Origin of the sequence: Pseudomonas sp. 91RF, assembly GCF_003576265.1 — a bacterium.
Lineage (GTDB): Bacteria > Pseudomonadota > Gammaproteobacteria > Pseudomonadales > Pseudomonadaceae > Aquipseudomonas > Aquipseudomonas kribbensis.
The window spans coordinates 299723-316371 of sequence record NZ_QWFC01000048.1 but is presented as its reverse complement, the minus strand read 5'-3'; the positions used below and the strand labels follow the sequence as shown (position 1 = coordinate 316371).

The 16649-nt window shown below is 60.2% G+C and carries 14 protein-coding genes, 6 tRNA genes and 1 pseudogene; 12 read left to right on the top strand and 9 right to left on the bottom strand.

From position 1 onward, the window contains the following. Positions 1 to 13 precede the first annotated feature (13 nt). Both DXT77_RS26325 and DXT77_RS26320 read right to left on the bottom strand, forming a co-directional pair. The gene (locus tag DXT77_RS26325) at positions 14 to 1063 is read right to left on the bottom strand and encodes a HAMP domain-containing sensor histidine kinase (RefSeq protein ID WP_119429757.1); all 1050 of its coding nucleotides are present in this window, start codon (positions 1061 to 1063) and stop codon (positions 14 to 16) included. Further along, positions 1063 to 1824: a response regulator gene (locus DXT77_RS26320; protein WP_371320993.1), complete on the bottom strand. Its 762-nt coding sequence runs from the start codon at positions 1822 to 1824 to the stop codon at positions 1063 to 1065. Before DXT77_RS26320 ends, DXT77_RS26325 begins: the two co-directional genes overlap by 1 nt. A 283-nt stretch (positions 1825 to 2107) precedes the next feature. On the opposite strand from DXT77_RS26320, the gene pyrF reads away from it, so the two are divergent. Continuing rightward, entirely contained in the window at positions 2108 to 2806 is a 699-nt protein-coding gene (gene pyrF, locus DXT77_RS26315) for an orotidine-5'-phosphate decarboxylase (protein WP_178083495.1), read from the top strand. A 52-nt stretch (positions 2807 to 2858) separates the two neighbouring features. Here pyrF and DXT77_RS26310 read toward each other — a convergent pair whose 3' ends face one another. Further along, positions 2859 to 3863 carry an NADP-dependent oxidoreductase gene (locus DXT77_RS26310; RefSeq protein ID WP_119429755.1) on the bottom strand — a complete coding sequence of 335 codons (1005 nt, stop codon included), beginning with the start codon at positions 3861 to 3863 and terminating at the stop codon, positions 2859 to 2861. Positions 3864 to 4090: 227 nt separating this feature from the next. Between DXT77_RS26310 and DXT77_RS26305 the strand changes: the two genes are divergently transcribed. The 4 genes and pseudogenes from DXT77_RS26305 to DXT77_RS30470 all read left to right on the top strand — a co-directional run bounded on the left by DXT77_RS26305 (position 4091) and on the right by DXT77_RS30470 (position 8500). Next, the gene (locus DXT77_RS26305) at positions 4091 to 4852 is read left to right on the top strand and encodes an SDR family oxidoreductase (protein ID WP_085710959.1); all 762 of its coding nucleotides are present in this window, start codon (positions 4091 to 4093) and stop codon (positions 4850 to 4852) included. A gap of 192 nt (positions 4853 to 5044) precedes the next feature. Next, positions 5045 to 6430 (top strand): PLP-dependent aminotransferase family protein, encoded by a 1386-nt coding sequence (locus DXT77_RS26300; protein ID WP_119429754.1) that lies wholly within the window; start codon positions 5045 to 5047, stop codon positions 6428 to 6430. A 108-nt stretch (positions 6431 to 6538) separates the two neighbouring features. Then, positions 6539 to 7639: pseudogene (locus tag DXT77_RS30475) on the top strand (HAMP domain-containing protein); the annotation flags it as partial. Beyond that, complete coding sequence (locus tag DXT77_RS30470) at positions 7619 to 8500, top strand: methyl-accepting chemotaxis protein (protein ID WP_372238695.1); 882 nt, start codon at positions 7619 to 7621, stop codon at positions 8498 to 8500. The pseudogene DXT77_RS30475 and the gene DXT77_RS30470, both read left to right, overlap by 21 nt. Before the next feature lie 614 nt (positions 8501 to 9114). Here the strand turns inward: DXT77_RS30470 and DXT77_RS26290 are convergent. Continuing rightward, positions 9115 to 9873: a hypothetical protein gene (locus DXT77_RS26290; protein WP_065261849.1), complete on the bottom strand. Its 759-nt coding sequence runs from the start codon at positions 9871 to 9873 to the stop codon at positions 9115 to 9117. 387 nt (positions 9874 to 10260) lie between these two features. Between DXT77_RS26290 and DXT77_RS26285 the strand changes: the two genes are divergently transcribed. The 6 genes from DXT77_RS26285 to DXT77_RS26260 all read left to right on the top strand — a co-directional run bounded on the left by DXT77_RS26285 (position 10261) and on the right by DXT77_RS26260 (position 10885). Continuing rightward, positions 10261 to 10336, top strand: a tRNA-Glu gene (locus tag DXT77_RS26285). A 2-nt stretch (positions 10337 to 10338) separates the two neighbouring features. Further along, positions 10339 to 10414: transfer RNA gene (locus tag DXT77_RS26280), tRNA-Gly, on the top strand. A gap of 104 nt (positions 10415 to 10518) precedes the next feature. Continuing rightward, positions 10519 to 10594, top strand: a tRNA-Glu gene (locus DXT77_RS26275). A gap of 3 nt (positions 10595 to 10597) precedes the next feature. Further along, positions 10598 to 10673, top strand: a tRNA-Gly gene (locus tag DXT77_RS26270). A gap of 58 nt (positions 10674 to 10731) precedes the next feature. Continuing rightward, positions 10732 to 10807 (top strand) — tRNA-Glu (locus tag DXT77_RS26265). 2 nt (positions 10808 to 10809) lie between these two features. After that, a tRNA-Gly gene (locus DXT77_RS26260) sits at positions 10810 to 10885 on the top strand. Between the two features lie 125 nt (positions 10886 to 11010). Here DXT77_RS26260 and DXT77_RS26255 read toward each other — a convergent pair. The 4 genes from DXT77_RS26255 to DXT77_RS26240 form a co-directional block, all read right to left on the bottom strand. Beyond that, the gene (locus DXT77_RS26255; protein WP_119429752.1) at positions 11011 to 12750 is read right to left on the bottom strand and encodes a dipeptidase; all 1740 of its coding nucleotides are present in this window, start codon (positions 12748 to 12750) and stop codon (positions 11011 to 11013) included. 195 nt (positions 12751 to 12945) lie between these two features. After that, positions 12946 to 13584, bottom strand: a complete 639-nt coding sequence (locus tag DXT77_RS26250) for a LysE family translocator (RefSeq protein ID WP_119429751.1) — start codon at positions 13582 to 13584, stop codon at positions 12946 to 12948. 1 nt (position 13585) lies between these two features. Further along, positions 13586 to 14356, bottom strand: a complete 771-nt coding sequence (locus DXT77_RS26245; RefSeq protein ID WP_085710954.1) for a 2OG-Fe(II) oxygenase — start codon at positions 14354 to 14356, stop codon at positions 13586 to 13588. Between the two features lie 90 nt (positions 14357 to 14446). After that, entirely contained in the window at positions 14447 to 15073 is a 627-nt protein-coding gene (locus tag DXT77_RS26240; RefSeq protein ID WP_119429750.1) for an alanyl-tRNA editing protein, read from the bottom strand. Positions 15074 to 15163: 90 nt separating this feature from the next. On the opposite strand from DXT77_RS26240, the gene DXT77_RS26235 reads away from it, so the two are divergent. Then, entirely contained in the window at positions 15164 to 16159 is a 996-nt protein-coding gene (locus DXT77_RS26235; protein ID WP_085710952.1) for a LysR family transcriptional regulator, read from the top strand. 62 nt (positions 16160 to 16221) lie between these two features. Here the strand turns inward: DXT77_RS26235 and DXT77_RS26230 are convergent, their stop codons facing one another. Beyond that, positions 16222 to 16629, bottom strand: a complete 408-nt coding sequence (locus tag DXT77_RS26230) for a PA2817 family protein (protein ID WP_007950758.1) — start codon at positions 16627 to 16629, stop codon at positions 16222 to 16224. Positions 16630 to 16649 lie beyond the last annotated feature (20 nt).

The window sequence follows — 16649 nt, the reverse complement described above, 5'->3', positions numbered from 1 at the left end:
TACACAGTCGGATTTACAGTCGTGGCAGGCGAATCACGGCAGTGAGGCCACCGCCAGGCGTCTCTTCGAGGTTCAACTGGCCGCCCTGGCGTTGCGCGGCTTCCCGGGCGATGGTCATGCCCAGGCCGACGCCGCCGGAGTTGCGGTTGCGCGAGCCTTCCAGGCGGAAAAACGGCTCGAACACGGCTTCGCGTTTGTCGGCGGCGATGCCCGGGCCGTGGTCGATGACGCGGATCAGCAGGTGTCCACGCTGATCCTGCAGTTCGATGTGTGCTTGCCCGGCGTAGCGCAAGGCGTTGTCCATCAGGTTGTTGATGCATGAGCGCAGGGCCATTGGCTGAACCGCCAGTGGTGCGCAATGGCCGCTGACCTGCACGTCGGCGCCCTGATCCTGGGCGTTCTCGCACAGGGATTCGACCAGCGCCTGCACGTCCATCATCTGCAGCGCTTCGCTGGTGCGTTGTTCGTGCAGGTAGGTGAGGGTGGCGTCGAGCATGCCGATCATGTCGTTCAGGTCCTGACGCATTTGGCCTTGCAGCTTGTCGTCCTCGATCTGTTCCAGACGCAGCTTGAGCCGCGACAGAGGCGTGCGCAGGTCATGGGACACGGCGCCGAGCATACGCGCGCGTTGTTGAACCTGTTCGCGAATCCGCTGCTGCATCAGGTTGAAGGTGTGGGCCGCCTGCCGGGCCTCTCGCGGGCCGGACTCTTCCAGCGGCGGGCTGTCGAGGTTTTCACTGAGGCGTTCGGCGGCGTCACTCAGACGCTGGATCGGGCGGCTCAGGAGTTTGGCGCCGTACCATGCAGCGATCATCAGCGAGATGAACTGAAAGGTCAGTGGCACCAGCGGCCCGCCGAACCAGGGGCGCGGCGGTCGATGGGCGAAGCGCGGATCCGGTGGCGGACGTTGTCCTTCGACGCCCTGGGAAAATTCCGGCGGCGGAGGGGGGGGAGGCGGGCCGTAATGGTGGAACCAGGCGAAAGCCAGCAGGTGCGCCAGGACGATCGCCACGAACAGCACGCCGAACAGGCGGCCGAACAGCGTGTCGAAGCGCCCCCGCATCAGCCGATGTCCCGTGCGTCGAACAGGTAACCCTCACCGCGTACGGTCTTGATCAGCTGCGGAGCTTTCGGGTCGTCACCGAGTTTTTGCCGCAAACGCGAGACCAGCAGGTCGATGCTGCGGTCGAAGGCCTCGATCGAGCGACCACGGGCAGCGTCCAGCAACTGTTCACGGCTGAGCACCCGGCGCGGCCGTTCGATGAACACCCAGAGCAGGCGGAATTCGGCGTTGGACAGCGGCACCACCAGGCCATCGTCGGCGATCAACTGGCGCAGGACGCTGTTCAGGCGCCAATTGTCGAAGCGAATGTTCGCACGCTGTTCGGTGCGGTCGTCGCGCACCCGGCGCAGAATCGTCTGGATCCGCGCCACCAGCTCCCGGGGTTCGAACGGTTTGGCCATGTAGTCATCGGCACCCAATTCCAGGCCGATGATCCGGTCGGTGGGTTCGCAACGGGCGGTGAGCATCAGGATCGGGATGTCCGATTCCGCGCGCAGCCAGCGGCACAGTGACAGGCCGTCCTCGCCGGGCAGCATCAGATCGAGCACCACCACGTCGAAATGTTCGGCCTGCATCGCCTGGCGCATGGCCGCGCCGTCGGTAACGCCGCTGGCGTGAATGTTGAAGCGGGCCAGGTAGTCGATCATCAGTTCGCGGATCGGCACGTCATCATCGACGATCAGGGCGCGGATGCTCCAGCGCTTGTCGTCTTTCTGCTCTTCATTCACGGAGACTTGGGAGTTGTGCATGAGGCTGTTCATCTGCCAGTAAGCCGCCAACCACAAAGATAGGCTGCGAGGTTGTGGTTTCAGCATAGGCGTCCGGCCGTGAGGCGGGAAGGGCTGCTGTAAGGACTTGTTGCGGCTGGCGAGGCTAGCGCGGACGCATGTTGTCGGCGTGTCGGTTGTGTATCGGCTTCGACACAATACCCTGCAAGGCTATGCTGATCACGTCCCGCGCGACGATTTACCGATCATCGGGTGCCGCGCCGCCGCCGGTTCCGCTACAATGCGCGCCGATTTCGACTTGCCTGAGAGCCCATCCATGTCCGCCTGCCAGACTCCTATCATCGTCGCCCTGGATTTCCCCACCCGTGACGCCGCACTGAAGCTGGCCGACCAGTTGGACCCGAAACTGTGCCGGGTCAAAGTGGGCAAGGAGCTGTTCACCAGCTGTGCCTCGGAAATCGTCGGCACCCTGCGCGACAAGGGTTTTGAGGTATTCCTCGACCTGAAATTCCACGACATTCCCAACACCACGGCGATGGCGGTCAAGGCCGCTGCCGAGATGGGCGTGTGGATGGTCAACGTTCACTGCTCCGGGGGGCTGCGCATGATGGCGGCCTGCCGTGAAGAGCTGGACAAGCGCAGTGGTCCGCAACCGTTGCTGATCGGCGTGACCGTGCTGACCAGCATGGAGCGTGAAGATCTGGCGGGTATCGGTCTGGACATCGAGCCGCAGGAGCAGGTGCTGCGCCTGGCGGCACTGGCCGAGAAGGCCGGGATGGACGGTCTGGTGTGCTCGGCGCTGGAAGCCACGGCACTGAAATCCGCGCACCCGTCGTTGCAACTGGTGACCCCGGGGATTCGTCCGGCCGGCAGTGCTCAGGACGACCAGCGTCGCATCCTGACCCCGCGTCAGGCGCTGGATGCCGGTTCCGATTATCTGGTGATCGGCCGTCCGATCAGCCAGGCGGCGGATCCGGCCAAGGCCCTGGCTGCGGTGGTTGCCGAACTGGCCTGACCGAACAGCTGAAGATTCAATGAAGGGAGCCCGACGGCTCCCTTCATTGTTTTCAGACCTTCAACACCAGCTTGCCGAAGTTTTCGCCGCTGAACAGTTTGCCCAGAGTTTCCGGGAAGGTTTCCAGGCCTTCGACGATATCTTCCTTGCTCTTGAGCTGCCCCTTGGCCATCCAGCCGGCCATTTCCTGGGCGGCACTGGCGTACTGCGCGGCGTAATCCATCACCACGAAGCCTTCCATCCGCGCGCGGTTGACCAGCAGCGACAGGTAATTGGCCGGGCCTTTGACCGCCTCTTTATTGTTGTACTGGCTGATGGCACCGCAAATCACCACGCGGGCCTTGAAGTTCAGGCGGCTCAGAACCGCGTCGAGGATGTCGCCGCCGACGTTGTCGAAATACACGTCCACGCCTTTCGGGCATTCGCGTTTAAGGCCGGCCAACACGTCTTCGCTCTTGTAGTCGATTGCGCCATCGAAACCCAGTTCATCGACCAGAAACTTGCACTTGTCGGCGCCACCGGCAATACCGACCACCCGGCAGCCTTTGATCTTGGCGATCTGCCCGGCGATGCTGCCGACCGCGCCCGCTGCACCGGATAACACCACGGTATCGCCGGCCTTCGGTGCGCCGACATCGAGCAGGGCGAAGTAGGCGGTCATGCCGGTCATGCCCAATGCGGACAGATAAACCGGCAGCGGTGCCAGTTTCGGATCGACCTTGTAGAAACCTCTTGGCTCGCCGAGGAAGTAATCCTGCACGCCAATGGCACCGTTGACGTAGTCGCCGACGGCAAACCCCGGATTGTTTGACGCGACAACTTTGCCTACGCCCAGCGCGCGCATGACTTCACCCAGACCCACCGGCGGGATGTAGGACTTGCCCTCATTCATCCAGCCGCGCATGGCCGGGTCGAGGGACAGGTATTCGTTCTTGACCAGAATCTGCCCTGCCGACGGCTCGCCGACCGGGACTTCCTGATAGGTGAAGGTCTCGCGGGTGGCGGCGCCCACCGGGCGTTTGGCGAGCAGGAACTGGCGATTGGTCTGGTTGGTCATGACAGGCACTCGAATTGAATGAAGCCTTGTTGATAGACCTTCAGGGGCGATGCCGCAAGGTTGGCTCACGGGGCGAATGCACGCTGATCCAGTACGGTGATAGTCCCCGGCGGGGTTTCATCACTGCGATTCATGAAAGGCTAACCGGCCTTTTGATAGTGCTGACGTCACTCAGGCCCCTGTGGCTATGCTGCCTTCATCAATCCCCCGCATTCGAGGACATAACAATGAGCATGACGTTTTCCGGTCAGGTCGCCGTCGTCACGGGCGCCGCCAACGGTATCGGTCGCGCGACCGCACAGGCATTCGCCGCCGAAGGTCTGAAAGTGGTGGTAGCCGATCTGGATGCGGCCGGGGGCGAGGGCACCGTGGCGCTGATTCGTACAGCCGGCGGTGAAGCGACTTTCGTGCGCTGCAACGTGACCGTCGAAAGCGAAGTAAAAAATCTGATGGACGAGGTGATCAAGACCTACGGCCGTCTCGACTATGCCTTCAACAACGCCGGGATCGAAATCGAGAAAGGCAAACTGGCCGAGGGCTCGATGGATGAGTTCGACGCGATCATGGGCGTCAACGTCAAGGGCGTCTGGCTGTGCATGAAGTATCAGTTGCCGTTGCTGCTGGCCCAGGGCGGCGGGGCGATCGTCAACACCGCGTCGGTGGCCGGCCTGGGTGCTGCGCCGAAGATGAGCATCTACGCCGCTTCCAAGCATGCGGTGATCGGTCTGACCAAGTCTGCCGCCATCGAGTACGCCAAGAAGAAAATCCGTGTCAACGCGGTTTGCCCGGCGGTGATCGATACCGACATGTTCCGTCGCGCCTACGAGGCCGACCCGAAGAAAGGCGAATTCGCCAACGCCATGCACCCGGTGGGTCGCATCGGCAAGGTCGAGGAAATTGCCAGCGCCGTGCTGTACCTGTGCAGCGATGGCGCCGCGTTCACCACTGGCCATTCGCTGGCCGTGGACGGAGGTGTGACCGCGTTCTGAAAAGGCATCTGTTGATGCAGGAAAAGACCCGCCCGCCAGCGGGTTTTTTCGTCTGTGCCCGGTTCCATGTCATTGATAAACAATGTGTTTCAAATAGTTAGATCGGTGGCTTTTGACGTCTTTGTCGCACAGCCTGACCGGCGCAGCTGTGATTTACTGCTGCGGGCAAAACGGACAGGAGTTTGTGCACTCATGGAATTGAGAATTGACCGACAGGCAATGGTGCCGGTCGTACAGCAGATTGTTGACGGATTGATCGAGTGGATCGTGCAGGAACAGGTACCGCCTGCCACGCGCCTGCCGTCCGTAAGGCACATTGCGCGACTGAATCTGCTCAGTCAGTCGTACGTCCTGGAGGCTTGCGAGCGTCTGGTGGCACAGGGTGTTCTGGCCTCGCGGCAAGGGGCGGGGTTCATGGTCGCAAGCACATTGCCGAAATGTTGCAAAGCCTTTGAGGGCGAGCGCCATGGCTGTGATACGGATCCGCAATGGCGCGGCGGGTTGAAACTGGGCGACGGGGTTTTGCCCGAGAGCTGGCGAGAGTCCGATGATCTCGCCTATGCGATCCGTCAGGTGGCCCGCACCGATATGGCCAGCCTGTTCAACTACAACACGCCCCTCGGGCTCCCGGCGCTGCGCGAACAGATTGTCAAACGGCTGGGGATGCTCGATATCACCGCCAATGAGGACGCTGTGCTGACAACGGCCGGCGCCAGCCACGGGCTCGATCTGATCGTGCGCACGCTGTTCCGGGCGGGGGATTGTGTAGTGGTGGAAACGCCGGGTTATGCGCCGCTGTTCGATCTCTTGCGGCTGCATGGCGTGCGCATGCTGGAGGTGCGCCGCACGCCTGGCGGGCCGGACCTTGAGGCGCTTGAGGCGTTGTTGCAGCAGTACCGGCCGGCGGCGCTGTTCATCAACAGTCACCACCACAACCCCACGGGGAGCTGTCTGGCGCCGGCCGTGGCGCGGCGCATTCTGCAATTGAGCAAAACCTACGACCTGCGGCTGATCGAAGACGACGTCTACGCTGATCTGCATAACGGCAGCGGTACGCGGCTGGCGGCGCTGGATGAAGGCGGACGGGTGATTTACGTCGGCAGTTTTTCCAAGACGCTGAGCAGCTCGTTGCGGGCAGGCTTCGTGTTGGCCAGCCACGAGGTGATCGAGCAACTGGCGCGGATCAAGATGATCAGTTGCATGGGCACTTCAAGGTTCAGTGAAGCTGTTCTGGCGGCGCTGCTGGCCAGCGGTGCGTATCGCAAACTGGTGCAGCGCCAGCGCCAGCGGCTCAATATCGATCGTGCGGCGGCCCTGCAGACGCTGGAGGATGCCGATTGGGAAGTGTTCGGCAAACCCACCGGAGGGCTGTTCATCTGGGCCCGTTCGCCGCTGGGGAATGATGAACATCTGCGCAGGCAGGCCATGCGTCATGGTGTGCAATTGTCCTGCGTGTCTTCGTTCAGTCCCAGTGGCGAAGCCAGCGACTGGCAGCGGATCAATGTGGCCTATGCTTGCGATCCGAGGGCGCGGCAGTTCTTTCGCAGTACGGCCGTGGATCGACCTCAAGTGTTCTGAAAACGACGCAGGCCTAGCTTTTTGCCATTATTCCGACGCCAGAGTCTTGTGCTGGTTCATGGCCGTTGCGACTCTTCGGCAACAGACTTTGGCAGGGGACTACGCGCAATGATTTCGGCCGTGCAAGGACGTTTTGCCAACCTCGGTATGGCGAAAAAACTGGGTATCGGGTTTGTGCTGGTGTTGCTGTTGACTGCATTGGTGGCGGCCATCGGCGTCTGGTCCCTGCAGACCATCAGTCAGCGTTTCGACGGGCTCAAACAGATGTCCTCGCTCAACAGCGGCCTGCTGAAAGTGCGCCTGCTGGAGCAGGATTACGCCTTGCACGGCAATCCGAAAACCGCCGATGCCTTGCACGGGGGTGTGGATGGCCTGATCGCCATGGCCGATCAGCTCAAGGCTCTGTCGCCGGGCAATGAGTCGGTCATGAACGATGTCCAGCAGTCTTTGGGTGCTTACCGCAAGGCGTTCGATGAGTTCGTGTCGCTGACCCAGGCCAAGGATCTGGCGCTGGAAATGGCCAGTTGGTCGGTGTCCAGTGTCGCCAACAACCTCGACGTCCTGCAGGCCGGGCTTGCCGATGATGGCGCCTACACCTTGAAAGACAGCGAGGGCAAGGACGGGGCGCAGTTCATCGAGCAGGCCAGTCAGGTCAGCCAGGTTTCGCGCCTGATGCTGCAGGCCATGAACGAAGCTCGGGTGCGTCTGGATCAGAGTCGCAAGGGCGATGACAGCGCCAAGGGCAACATCGAACAGGCCGCCCAGGCCCAGACGCAAGCCGAACAACTGAAATCCACGGTCAAGGACGAAGGTTATCTGACGGTTCTCAATGAAGTGTCAGGGCACATCGCCGGATTCAATGACAAGCTCGCCGAGTACACCGGTCTTCTGGCTCAGGAAAAAACCGTCTACGAGCAACTGCATCAGCGGGCCGCTGAGGTGGTGGAGCGGGTTGATCAGGCCTATGTCGCCCAGGACGTCGCGATGCAGGGTGAGCTGAAGAAAAACTCGGTGCTGATCATCGGCTCGTCGGCGCTGGCATTGCTGGTCGGGCTGATTGCGGCGTGGGTGATCACCCGGTTGATCGTCGCGCCGTTGCGCAGCGTGATGCATGTCGCTCAGCGGATCGCCGCCGGTGACTTGAGTGCAACGGTGGAGGTGACGCGGCGTGACGAAATCGGCCAGTTGATGCTGTCGATGCAACAGATGGGCGCGGGCCTCAGCAGCATCGTCAGCGGGTTGCAGGCGGGTATCGAACAGCTGGCTAGTTCCGCGCAATCGCTGTCGGCGGTGACCGAACAGACCAACCTTGAGGTCAGCAGCCAGAAAGAGGAAACCGAGCAGGTTGCCACGGCCATGAACCAGATGACCGCCACCGTTCACGACGTGGCGCGCAATGCCGAAGAAGCCGCACTGGCGGCGCAGACCGCCGACGACAAGGTCGAGAGCGGCCAGCAGGTGGTGCGCCAGAGCATGGCGCGGATCGAGCAACTGGCGGATTCGGCGACGTCGGCCAGTTCTAGCATCGAAAGCCTGAGTGCCGAAATCCAGAACATCGGCACGGTGCTTGAAGTGATCAAAAGCGTTGCCGAACAAACCAATCTGCTGGCGCTCAACGCCGCGATCGAAGCGGCGCGGGCGGGCGAGCAGGGCAGGGGCTTTGCGGTCGTCGCCGATGAAGTCAGGGCGTTGGCCCGACGTACGCAGCAGTCGACCGAAGAGATCGAGCGACTGGTCAGTGCCTTGCGCTCGGCGGCGCATTCGTCGGTGCAGCAGATTCAGAGCAGTGGCGAACTGGTGAAGATGGCGGTGAGCGACGCATTGCAGACTGAAAGTGCGCTGGGGAGTATTGCGGCGGCGGTTTCGTTGATTCAGCAGATGAACCAGCAGATTGCGGCGGCGGCCGAGGAACAGAGTTCGGTGGCCGAGGAGATCAATCGCAGTGTGACCAGTATTCGGGCGAGTGCGGATCAGTCGTCGATTGCGATGCGCGGGAATGCGGCTTCGAGTGTTGAGCTGGCGCAGTTGGGGAGTGAGTTGCGGGGGATGGTGGGGCACTTTCGGCTTTGACCTTGGCGGCCTTTGGGCCGAGCAGGTTTTGGGTTGTTTTGGGTGAATATCCGTTTCTTCGGGTGTTGCGGCTGGCGGTTCCGCTCTTACAGCGGGTCACTTTTTCAAACGCCAAAAAGTAACCAAAAGGCTGGGCCCCTGCGTTCGGCCCCTCGCTGAGGCTCGGGGTTCCTTCGTTCCGGGATTCATCCGGGGGCATCGCCTACGGTTTGCTTCGCTGCACCTCCTCTCGATGTGTTTGGCTTCGCCAAACGGTCGCTGCGCTCCCACCCCCGGATAAATCCCTCCACTCAGCCTTCCGATGGGGCCGGCACGTCAAAAGCTTTACTCGAGCTAACGCTCATCGTGTTGAGTGGTGAAAGCCGAAGCCGAAGCCGAAGCCGAAGCCGAAGCCGAAGCCGAAGCCGAAGCCGGAGTGGATTTGCATATGTTTTAAAACCAGAGTTCACCTCGGTCTTTCACGTCGGCGTACCTCCCCCAATCACCTCGGTCAGTCCCCTCTCCCTCCGGGCGGTCCGACGTTTCGGGAGGGTTAGGGTGAGGGGGGCTTTTGATCTTCTGCTTTGAAGCCAATAAAAAAGCCACCTCTCGGTGGCTTCTCTCTCTGACTGCACTCAGTCGTAAATCACTTTCTTCTTCCAGTCCGCATCCGCCTCGACATCCTTGAGGCCGGCAGTCAGCTGGTTTTCTTCGCCTTCAACCGGGGCAATCTTGTCCATGACCTGGGCGTTGGCGCGGGCCAGGAGTTTTTCCAGGTATTGGAGTTGTTCGGCGTAGATCTGCGGGTCCTGCTGTTTGCGCAGGTATTGCACGCCGCGTTCGAAGGCGAGGCGGGCCTGGCCTGGCTGGTTTTGTTGCAGGGCGTGCTGGCCGAGGTTGTTGAAGAACTCGATGTGCAGCAACACCAGGATATGGCGCACTTCACGAATCCAGTGCTTGGCTTCGTTCGGTGGCAGGAAACCGTCCTGGGCGGCGCGGGTGATCTGGCCGTGGAGGGCTTCGAGGAGGAAGCGCACGTCTTTGGCCTTGGCTTCGGTCTGGATCGGTGCCGGCGGGTTGTTGACCGGGATCGATTCGCCCTGGGCGACGAGGGCGCTCAGTTCGGTGATGCGGGCCTTGGTGGTGGCGCTGGTTTTTTCCAGGTTCAGCAGGCGCTGGCAGACGTTCAGTTCCAGGCGCGTCATCAGAAGTTTGAGGGCCGGGGTCATGAACTGGCCTGGGAAGGTTTCGGTCAGTTCGCCACAACGGCGCAGGCGGTCGTTGAGTTCGACCTTGGTGCGGGCCTTCTCCAGTTTGGTGTTTTCCACCACATGGTTCATGTAGCCAATGGCGATCAAGATTGCGATCCCGGCTATGACTAGCAGGGTGATCATGAGTGGTGTCACCGGTAAGACCTCTTTATAGGGTTCGCGTGCGAGTGTAGTTGCTCGGCAAATAGGAGCCTAGCGCCGCTCGACGGGTTGAATCAGCGAAGCTTCATCTGTATCGGCCGCAAGCCTGCTTATATAAATGCTGGCCCTTGGGGTGCAGATTGCCATCACCTGTGCCGTGGACTATAACGCCTTGGCGAGTGTCGGAATATAGGCGTCAATCGTCGGGCGACGGAAAAGTCCGAATCGGCGCGTAAAGCAGGGCGAAGTCATTGATTTAAATAAATTTATATCAGGGGGTTGACGACCTTCCAATCCATCCATAGAATGCGCGCCACTTGCAGCGTAAAGCACACAGCGAAACGCGGCAGGGAGTGAATGTTGTAGTGTGTCCCCTTCGTCTAGTGGCCTAGGACACCGCCCTTTCACGGCGGTAACAGGGGTTCGAGTCCCCTAGGGGACGCCAATGCGGGAATAGCTCAGTTGGTAGAGCACGACCTTGCCAAGGTCGGGGTCGCGAGTTCGAGTCTCGTTTCCCGCTCCAATTTTAAACGGCAGTGCCTTCGGGCGGTGCCGAGTGAAACCAGAACCAAGTCTTCGGATGCGGATCTGGACACCGAAACACACACCATGTGTTCCGGGTAGCGTGTCCCCTTCGTCTAGTGGCCTAGGACACCGCCCTTTCACGGCGGTAACAGGGGTTCGAGTCCCCTAGGGGACGCCATTTGCGGGAATAGCTCAGTTGGTAGAGCACGACCTTGCCAAGGTCGGGGTCGCGAGTTCGAGTCTCGTTTCCCGCTCCAAATTCAAGAAGCGCCGCTCGGCAATGAGCGGCGTTTTTATTAGTGAAAGTTGTAGCCTGTCCCCTTCGTCTAGTGGCCTAGGACACCGCCCTTTCACGGCGGTAACAGGGGTTCGAGTCCCCTAGGGGACGCCATTGCGGGAATAGCTCAGTTGGTAGAGCACGACCTTGCCAAGGTCGGGGTCGCGAGTTCGAGTCTCGTTTCCCGCTCCATATTCAACAAAAACGCCGCTCAGTGATGAGCGGCGTTTTTGTTTGTGCGTTATTTGTCGCGCAACAAAAAAGGACCTCACGGTCCTTTTTTGTAGGCCCGCCACCTTGGCGGGCCAGTGTCGCGATCAAAGCTTCGGCAGTTGCCCGATGCGGCCCATCATTTCGGTCACGATCTGCAGGTCCAGCAGGAACTGGTCAACCGTCTTGAATTCGCCGTCGGTGTGACCGGTGTATTTGACCTCAGGTCGGGCCAGACCGAATTGCACACCGTTGGGCAGTTCATGCACCGAGGTGGCGCCGGCAGAGGTGCCGAACTCGTGTTTCATGCCCAGGTTTTCGGTGGACACGGCCAGCAGCGCCTTGACCCACTCGCCTTCAGGGTTGCGGTACATCGGCTCGGCGATCGAGTAATCGAAGTTGACCGCGACGTGGGTTTTCTTGCTCCAGGCCGCCAGTTTGTCGGCGATTTCGCTCTTGAGCACTTCCGGCGACTTGCCCTTCGGCACACGCAGGTTGACCGCGAGTTTGAAGGTCTTGTCGTCCATCCCGACATAGGTCAGCGAGGTGGTCAGCGGGCCCATGAAGTCATCGGCGAAACCGACACCCAGCTTGCCACCCTTGTAGTCCAGGCCCCAGTTGTCGGCGGCGTAACGCGCGGCATCGGTGATGTGGTTGTGCTTGAACGCGATTTTGCCGTCCGCGCTGTGGATGAAGTCCAGCATGCGCGCGACCGGGTTGACGCCGGATTCAGGCTCGGAAGAGTGCGCGGAAACGCCGGTAACGCTGAGTTTCACGTCCTTGCCATCGACCTTGGCATTCACTTCGAAATCGCCGCCATGTTGTTTGGCGTATTCGTTACCGGCCTTTTGCAGGCTGGCGGCCAGCTCGGCAGGCTTGTCTGTCACCAGAGTGACGACCGAAACCGATGGAATCTGGTTGGTTGCCATGCCGCCGGTCATCGAGATCAGCTCCGCGCCTTTGCCCTCGGCCTTGCGCTTGGCAAATTTGGCCATGACTGTGCCGTAGCCTTTCTCGGCGATCACCACCGGGTAGCCGCCATCCAGCGCCAGGTTGTACTCGGGCGTCGGGTTGCGTTCGAAGTAGTAAGGAATCGCGTCGCCGGTGGTCTCTTCGGTGGTGTCCACCAGCAGTTTGAAATTGCGGGCCAGCGGCAGCTTTTCTTCCTTGATCACCTTCATGGCATACAGCGTCACCACGATCCCGTTCTTGTCGTCCTCGGTGCCACGGCCATACATGCGGTCGCCGATCAGCGTGACCTTGAACGGGTCGAGTTTGGTGCCGTCCTTCAGCACCCAGTTTTCCGGTGTCACGGGTACCACGTCGGCATGCGCATGAATGCCCACGACTTCCTTGCCACTGCCATCGAGCGAAATTTCGTAGACGCGGTTGTCGACGTTTCGGTATTTCAGGCCGAAGGACTCGGCCAGCTCCTTGAGCTTGGCGGCAATCTTGATGAATTCAGGATTCTCGTGCTGGGCGACACCTTCTTTGCGATCGGTCGGGATTTCGACCAGTTCGCGCAGGGTTTCCAGGGCCGCCTTGCCGTATTTCGCCCGGGTGTAGAGGCCCAGCAGGCGATAGATCTCGTTTTGCTGCTCAGCGGTCAGTGTCTTGTTGTCGAGAAACGCGCTGATGGACGGGCGCAGGTCGTCAGTCTTGCTCAGGTCGCTCTTGGCCACTTCGCCGAGGAACTGGCGGAAATCGCTGACCTTTGCATCGCTGAATGTCTTGAGGATGGTCGCGCTTTGCTGCGGTGTGATGTTGGCGTGGGCGGGCAGTGTCACGGACGAAAGGCTGGCCAGAATCAGGGTCGATGCGGCCAGTTGCTTGAGTGAAAAATCCATTGCTAAGGGCATTCCTTTGCAGGTGGTCAGTAGGAAGTGTCTGATCGATGCGTCAGACGGTTTCGCAAACTAACACTGCAAGCGAGTGATAGGGGAGCCCCCGAAGTGGGACGCGTCGCACAGAAATGCAAAAGCGGCGCAGAATCGAAAAAGCCCGTCCAATCTGTCTGGGCCGGGCTTCTCCGATCAGCGTGTTTACATCGACAACACCAGTCGCCCGGCAAACAGGATCAAAATCACCCCCATGCTGCGCTCGAACCAATGGCCCATGCGCATGAACAACAGTCGTACTTTGCTGCTCGAAAAGAACAACGCAACGATCACGAACCACAACGCGTTCACGCTGCACATCCACAGTCCGTAAAGAGCCTGGATTTCCAGCGGCGTGCTGGCGCTGATGATCGTGGTGAAGATCGCCAGGAAAAACAGCGTGGCCTTGGGGTTGGTGGCGTTGGTCAGGAAACCGGTGGAAAACGCCTTGAACAGCGATTGTTCGACCAGCGGTTCATCGGTGGTTTTTTCGCCTTCCAGTGCGGTCTTGGGTTTGCTGCGGATCAGGCTGATGCCAAGGTAAAAAATGTAGGCACCGCCCACGACCTTGGCCACCGTCAGCAGCCACGGCGTGGTGTGCATCAGGGCGCCGACGCCCAGCAGGGTGTACAGCACGTGCACGGAAATTCCCGCGCCGATGCCCAGTGCGGTGCAGATGCCGACCAGCCGACCGAAACGCACACTCTGGCGAATGGTCACGGCGAAGTCCGGGCCGGGAGCGACCACGGCGAGAAAGTGGATGGTGGCCAGCGCCAGAAACTCGCCCAGGTAATTCGATGTCATTTCAGCTCCAGAAAGTCAGGGGTGATGCATTGCCGCGATAGCCGACAAAAAACGAAAGGCTCAAGCGCGGATCTGCCACGCCCGGCGTTACCGAGTGCATGCGACGCGAATTGAACATGATGAAATCCCCCGGTTCCGGGCGAACTTCAAGGGCGGGCGGGCCGAGCAGCGCCGGGTCGATGCCGTAGCTGTCGCCGCGCATTTCGTCGAAGCGGTCCGGAGAAATATCGTCTTCCCACATCTGTAGCGCGCCGCCCTCGGTCGGCATGTTCAGGTAGACGTTGCAGGCGAATTGCGCCTCCAGGCTGCGGGCCTGGAAACTCTCTGGTGCGTCCTTGGCGAAGATGTCGTGGTGGGCGAGGAAGCAGACGCCGGGTTTGACCACCCGAGACAGGCCGACATACATCTTGCGCCCGTACAGGTTTTCCAGATGGGCACCTGCCGGCCAGGATTCGTCGAGCATGCAGCGCAGGGTATCGATCGGCGAGGAGTAGGGCGCGCAGCGATTGCGCAGTTCGGCGATGTTGCCGGTGGCGCGTTCGAAGTAATCCTCGATCAGCAACGGCTGGTTTTCCGCCTCATAGAACGCCATGCCGATGCGGCCAATGCTGGGGGCGTTGATGTAACCCTCGAAGCCGGGTTCGAGGATCTTGTCGCCAATCCGGATCGCCTGGTCTTCAGGCAAAAAGCCTTTGACGCGGATGGCGAGGACTTCTTCGTTGGCCAGTTTTTTTATGCACGTCTCATCGAGACGCTCGACGTCAAGCATCATGGTTTCAGGTCCATCTAACGAGTAGTCAACGGAACCGGCGAATGCGGTTCCCCCGGCGTCGGACGCTGCAACCGGCAGCGTCCGAAATCCTCAATCCACGTTGTAGTGGACGGACAGCGTGCCCTTCTTCTGCGACAGGGACGCGATCGTGACTGTGCCCAGATCCTTCAGGCTGCGTACATGGGTGCCGCCGCAGCCGTAGGCTGGCAGTTCACCGAAGCCGATTTCCCGCGCGCCTTCGCGCAGGGACGTCAGGCGGGGCAGGTCGTGTTCGATCCATTGCCCGATGCCGAATTGAACGGTTTGCGCATCGACTTCCTGAGCACAATCCCCGGGCTTGAATTGCACCCGGCCTTCGTCCGGCCAGTGGTGTGCCTTGATCGGCATCCAGCCCATGGCCTGGACAAAGTGGCCGATCAAATGCCCGGCGGAGTGCATGCGGGTGTTGAAGCGGCGACGCTCTTCATCGATGCGGATCTGGGTCATGCCCAGTGGCACCGGCTGGTCGACGAAATGAATGATCCGGTCCGGTTCCTGTACGACACGCAAGACCTGGCTGTCGCCGATCCAGCCCGTATCGCAAGGCTGCCCGCCACCTTGCGGGTGAAACAGAGTGGCGCGCAGCACCACAGCGAATTCGTTCTCGTGGGGCGTGCAGTCGAGGACTTCCACATTGGCCTTGAGGTCATCACTATGGAAAAAGAGGCGAAGCGTCATATTCCATGCCCTTATTAAAGTTTCTTTTTTAATTATATGAATCGTGCAATAACGTGATAATCCGTTCAAACATCAAAGGACTGTTGCGCTGTGAGCATAAATCTTCCTCTGCCGTTGCTCGGTGAAATGGCGATTTTCGTCAAGGTCGTGGAGACCGGCAGTTTCTCCGAAGCCGCTCGTCAATTGGGCTCGTCACCCTCGGCGGTCAGCCGCAGTATTTCCCGGCTGGAAAAGGCATTGGCTACGCGGCTGTTGCAACGCACCACGCGCAAATTGCGTCTGAGCGATGGCGGGGAAGAAGTGTTCAAGCGCTGTCAGGAGATGGTCAGCGCGGCCCGGTCGGTGATGGAAATCAGCGGTCAGTTCACCCACGAAGCGGAAGGCCTGGTGCGGGTCAGCGTGCCGAAAGCGGTCGGGCGCTTCGTGATTCATCCGCATATGCCGGAATTTCTACGCCGTTATCCGAAGGTTGATGTGGAGTTGCTGCTGGAAGACCGGCAAGTGGACCTGATCGACGATCATGTCGATCTGGCGATTCGCATCACGGAGCGGCCGCCGGCAGGGCTGGTTGGCCGACAGTTACTGACCATCGACCATTTGCTCTGTGCAACGCCGCAATACCTGGCCGAGCATGGCACACCGACTCATCCCCATGATTTGCTCAATCACAGCTGCATCTATCTGGGTGAAACCCCGAGTGATGCGCGCTGGAAATTCAAGAAAGGCAGCAAAGCAGTGACGGTCGGCGTGCGTGGCCGGTATGCCGCCAATCACACCGGCGTGCGTCTGGGCGCTGTGTTGCAGCACATCGGTATCGGCAGCCTGCCGTATTTCACGGCCCGCTATGCCCTGGAACAGGGTCTGGTCGTGCAGGTTCTGCCGGACTGGACATTCCTGGCGTCCTACCATGGCGGACTGTGGTTGCTGCATTCGCCAACGCGCTACCTGCCACCGAAGCTGCGGGTGTTCATCGATTATCTGGTGGAGTGCCTGGAGAAAGAGCCGACATTGAGCAAGCCGGGAAAACCCAACGCTGCAAAATCGCTGGCCGAGTACGAATTGCCGGAAGGGGAAGGGCTGCTGTAACTACGGCGCAAAAAAAGGCCCGCATGGATCACCATGCGGGCCTTTTCATTGCATAGCGAAAATCAGTGCTTGCTGTCCTGGGCGGACATCGCCAGCAATTGTTTTTCCTGATTCCAGTCGAACGGTTCGTCGTTCTGTTCAGCTTCGTAGCGACGTTCTTCCAGTGCCTGATACATGTCGATTTCTTCATCGGACAGGTAATGCAGGCAGTCGCCGGCGAAGAACCACAGCAGATCCCGCGGGATCAGGTGGGCAATTTGCGGGTAACGGGTAATCACTTGAGTCAGGATGTCCTGGCCCAGGTATTGGCTTTCGATCGGCTCGATCGGCAGTGACGCCAGCAGTTCGTCGAAACGCTCCAGGAACAGGGCATGGCTTTCTTCGGGAACCTGATCGGCCTCACCTACGGCGACCAGGATACTGCGCAGGTGGTCGAGCAAAACCAGATGATCGGCAACGACGTTGGACACGAGATAAGTCCTCAAGAGCA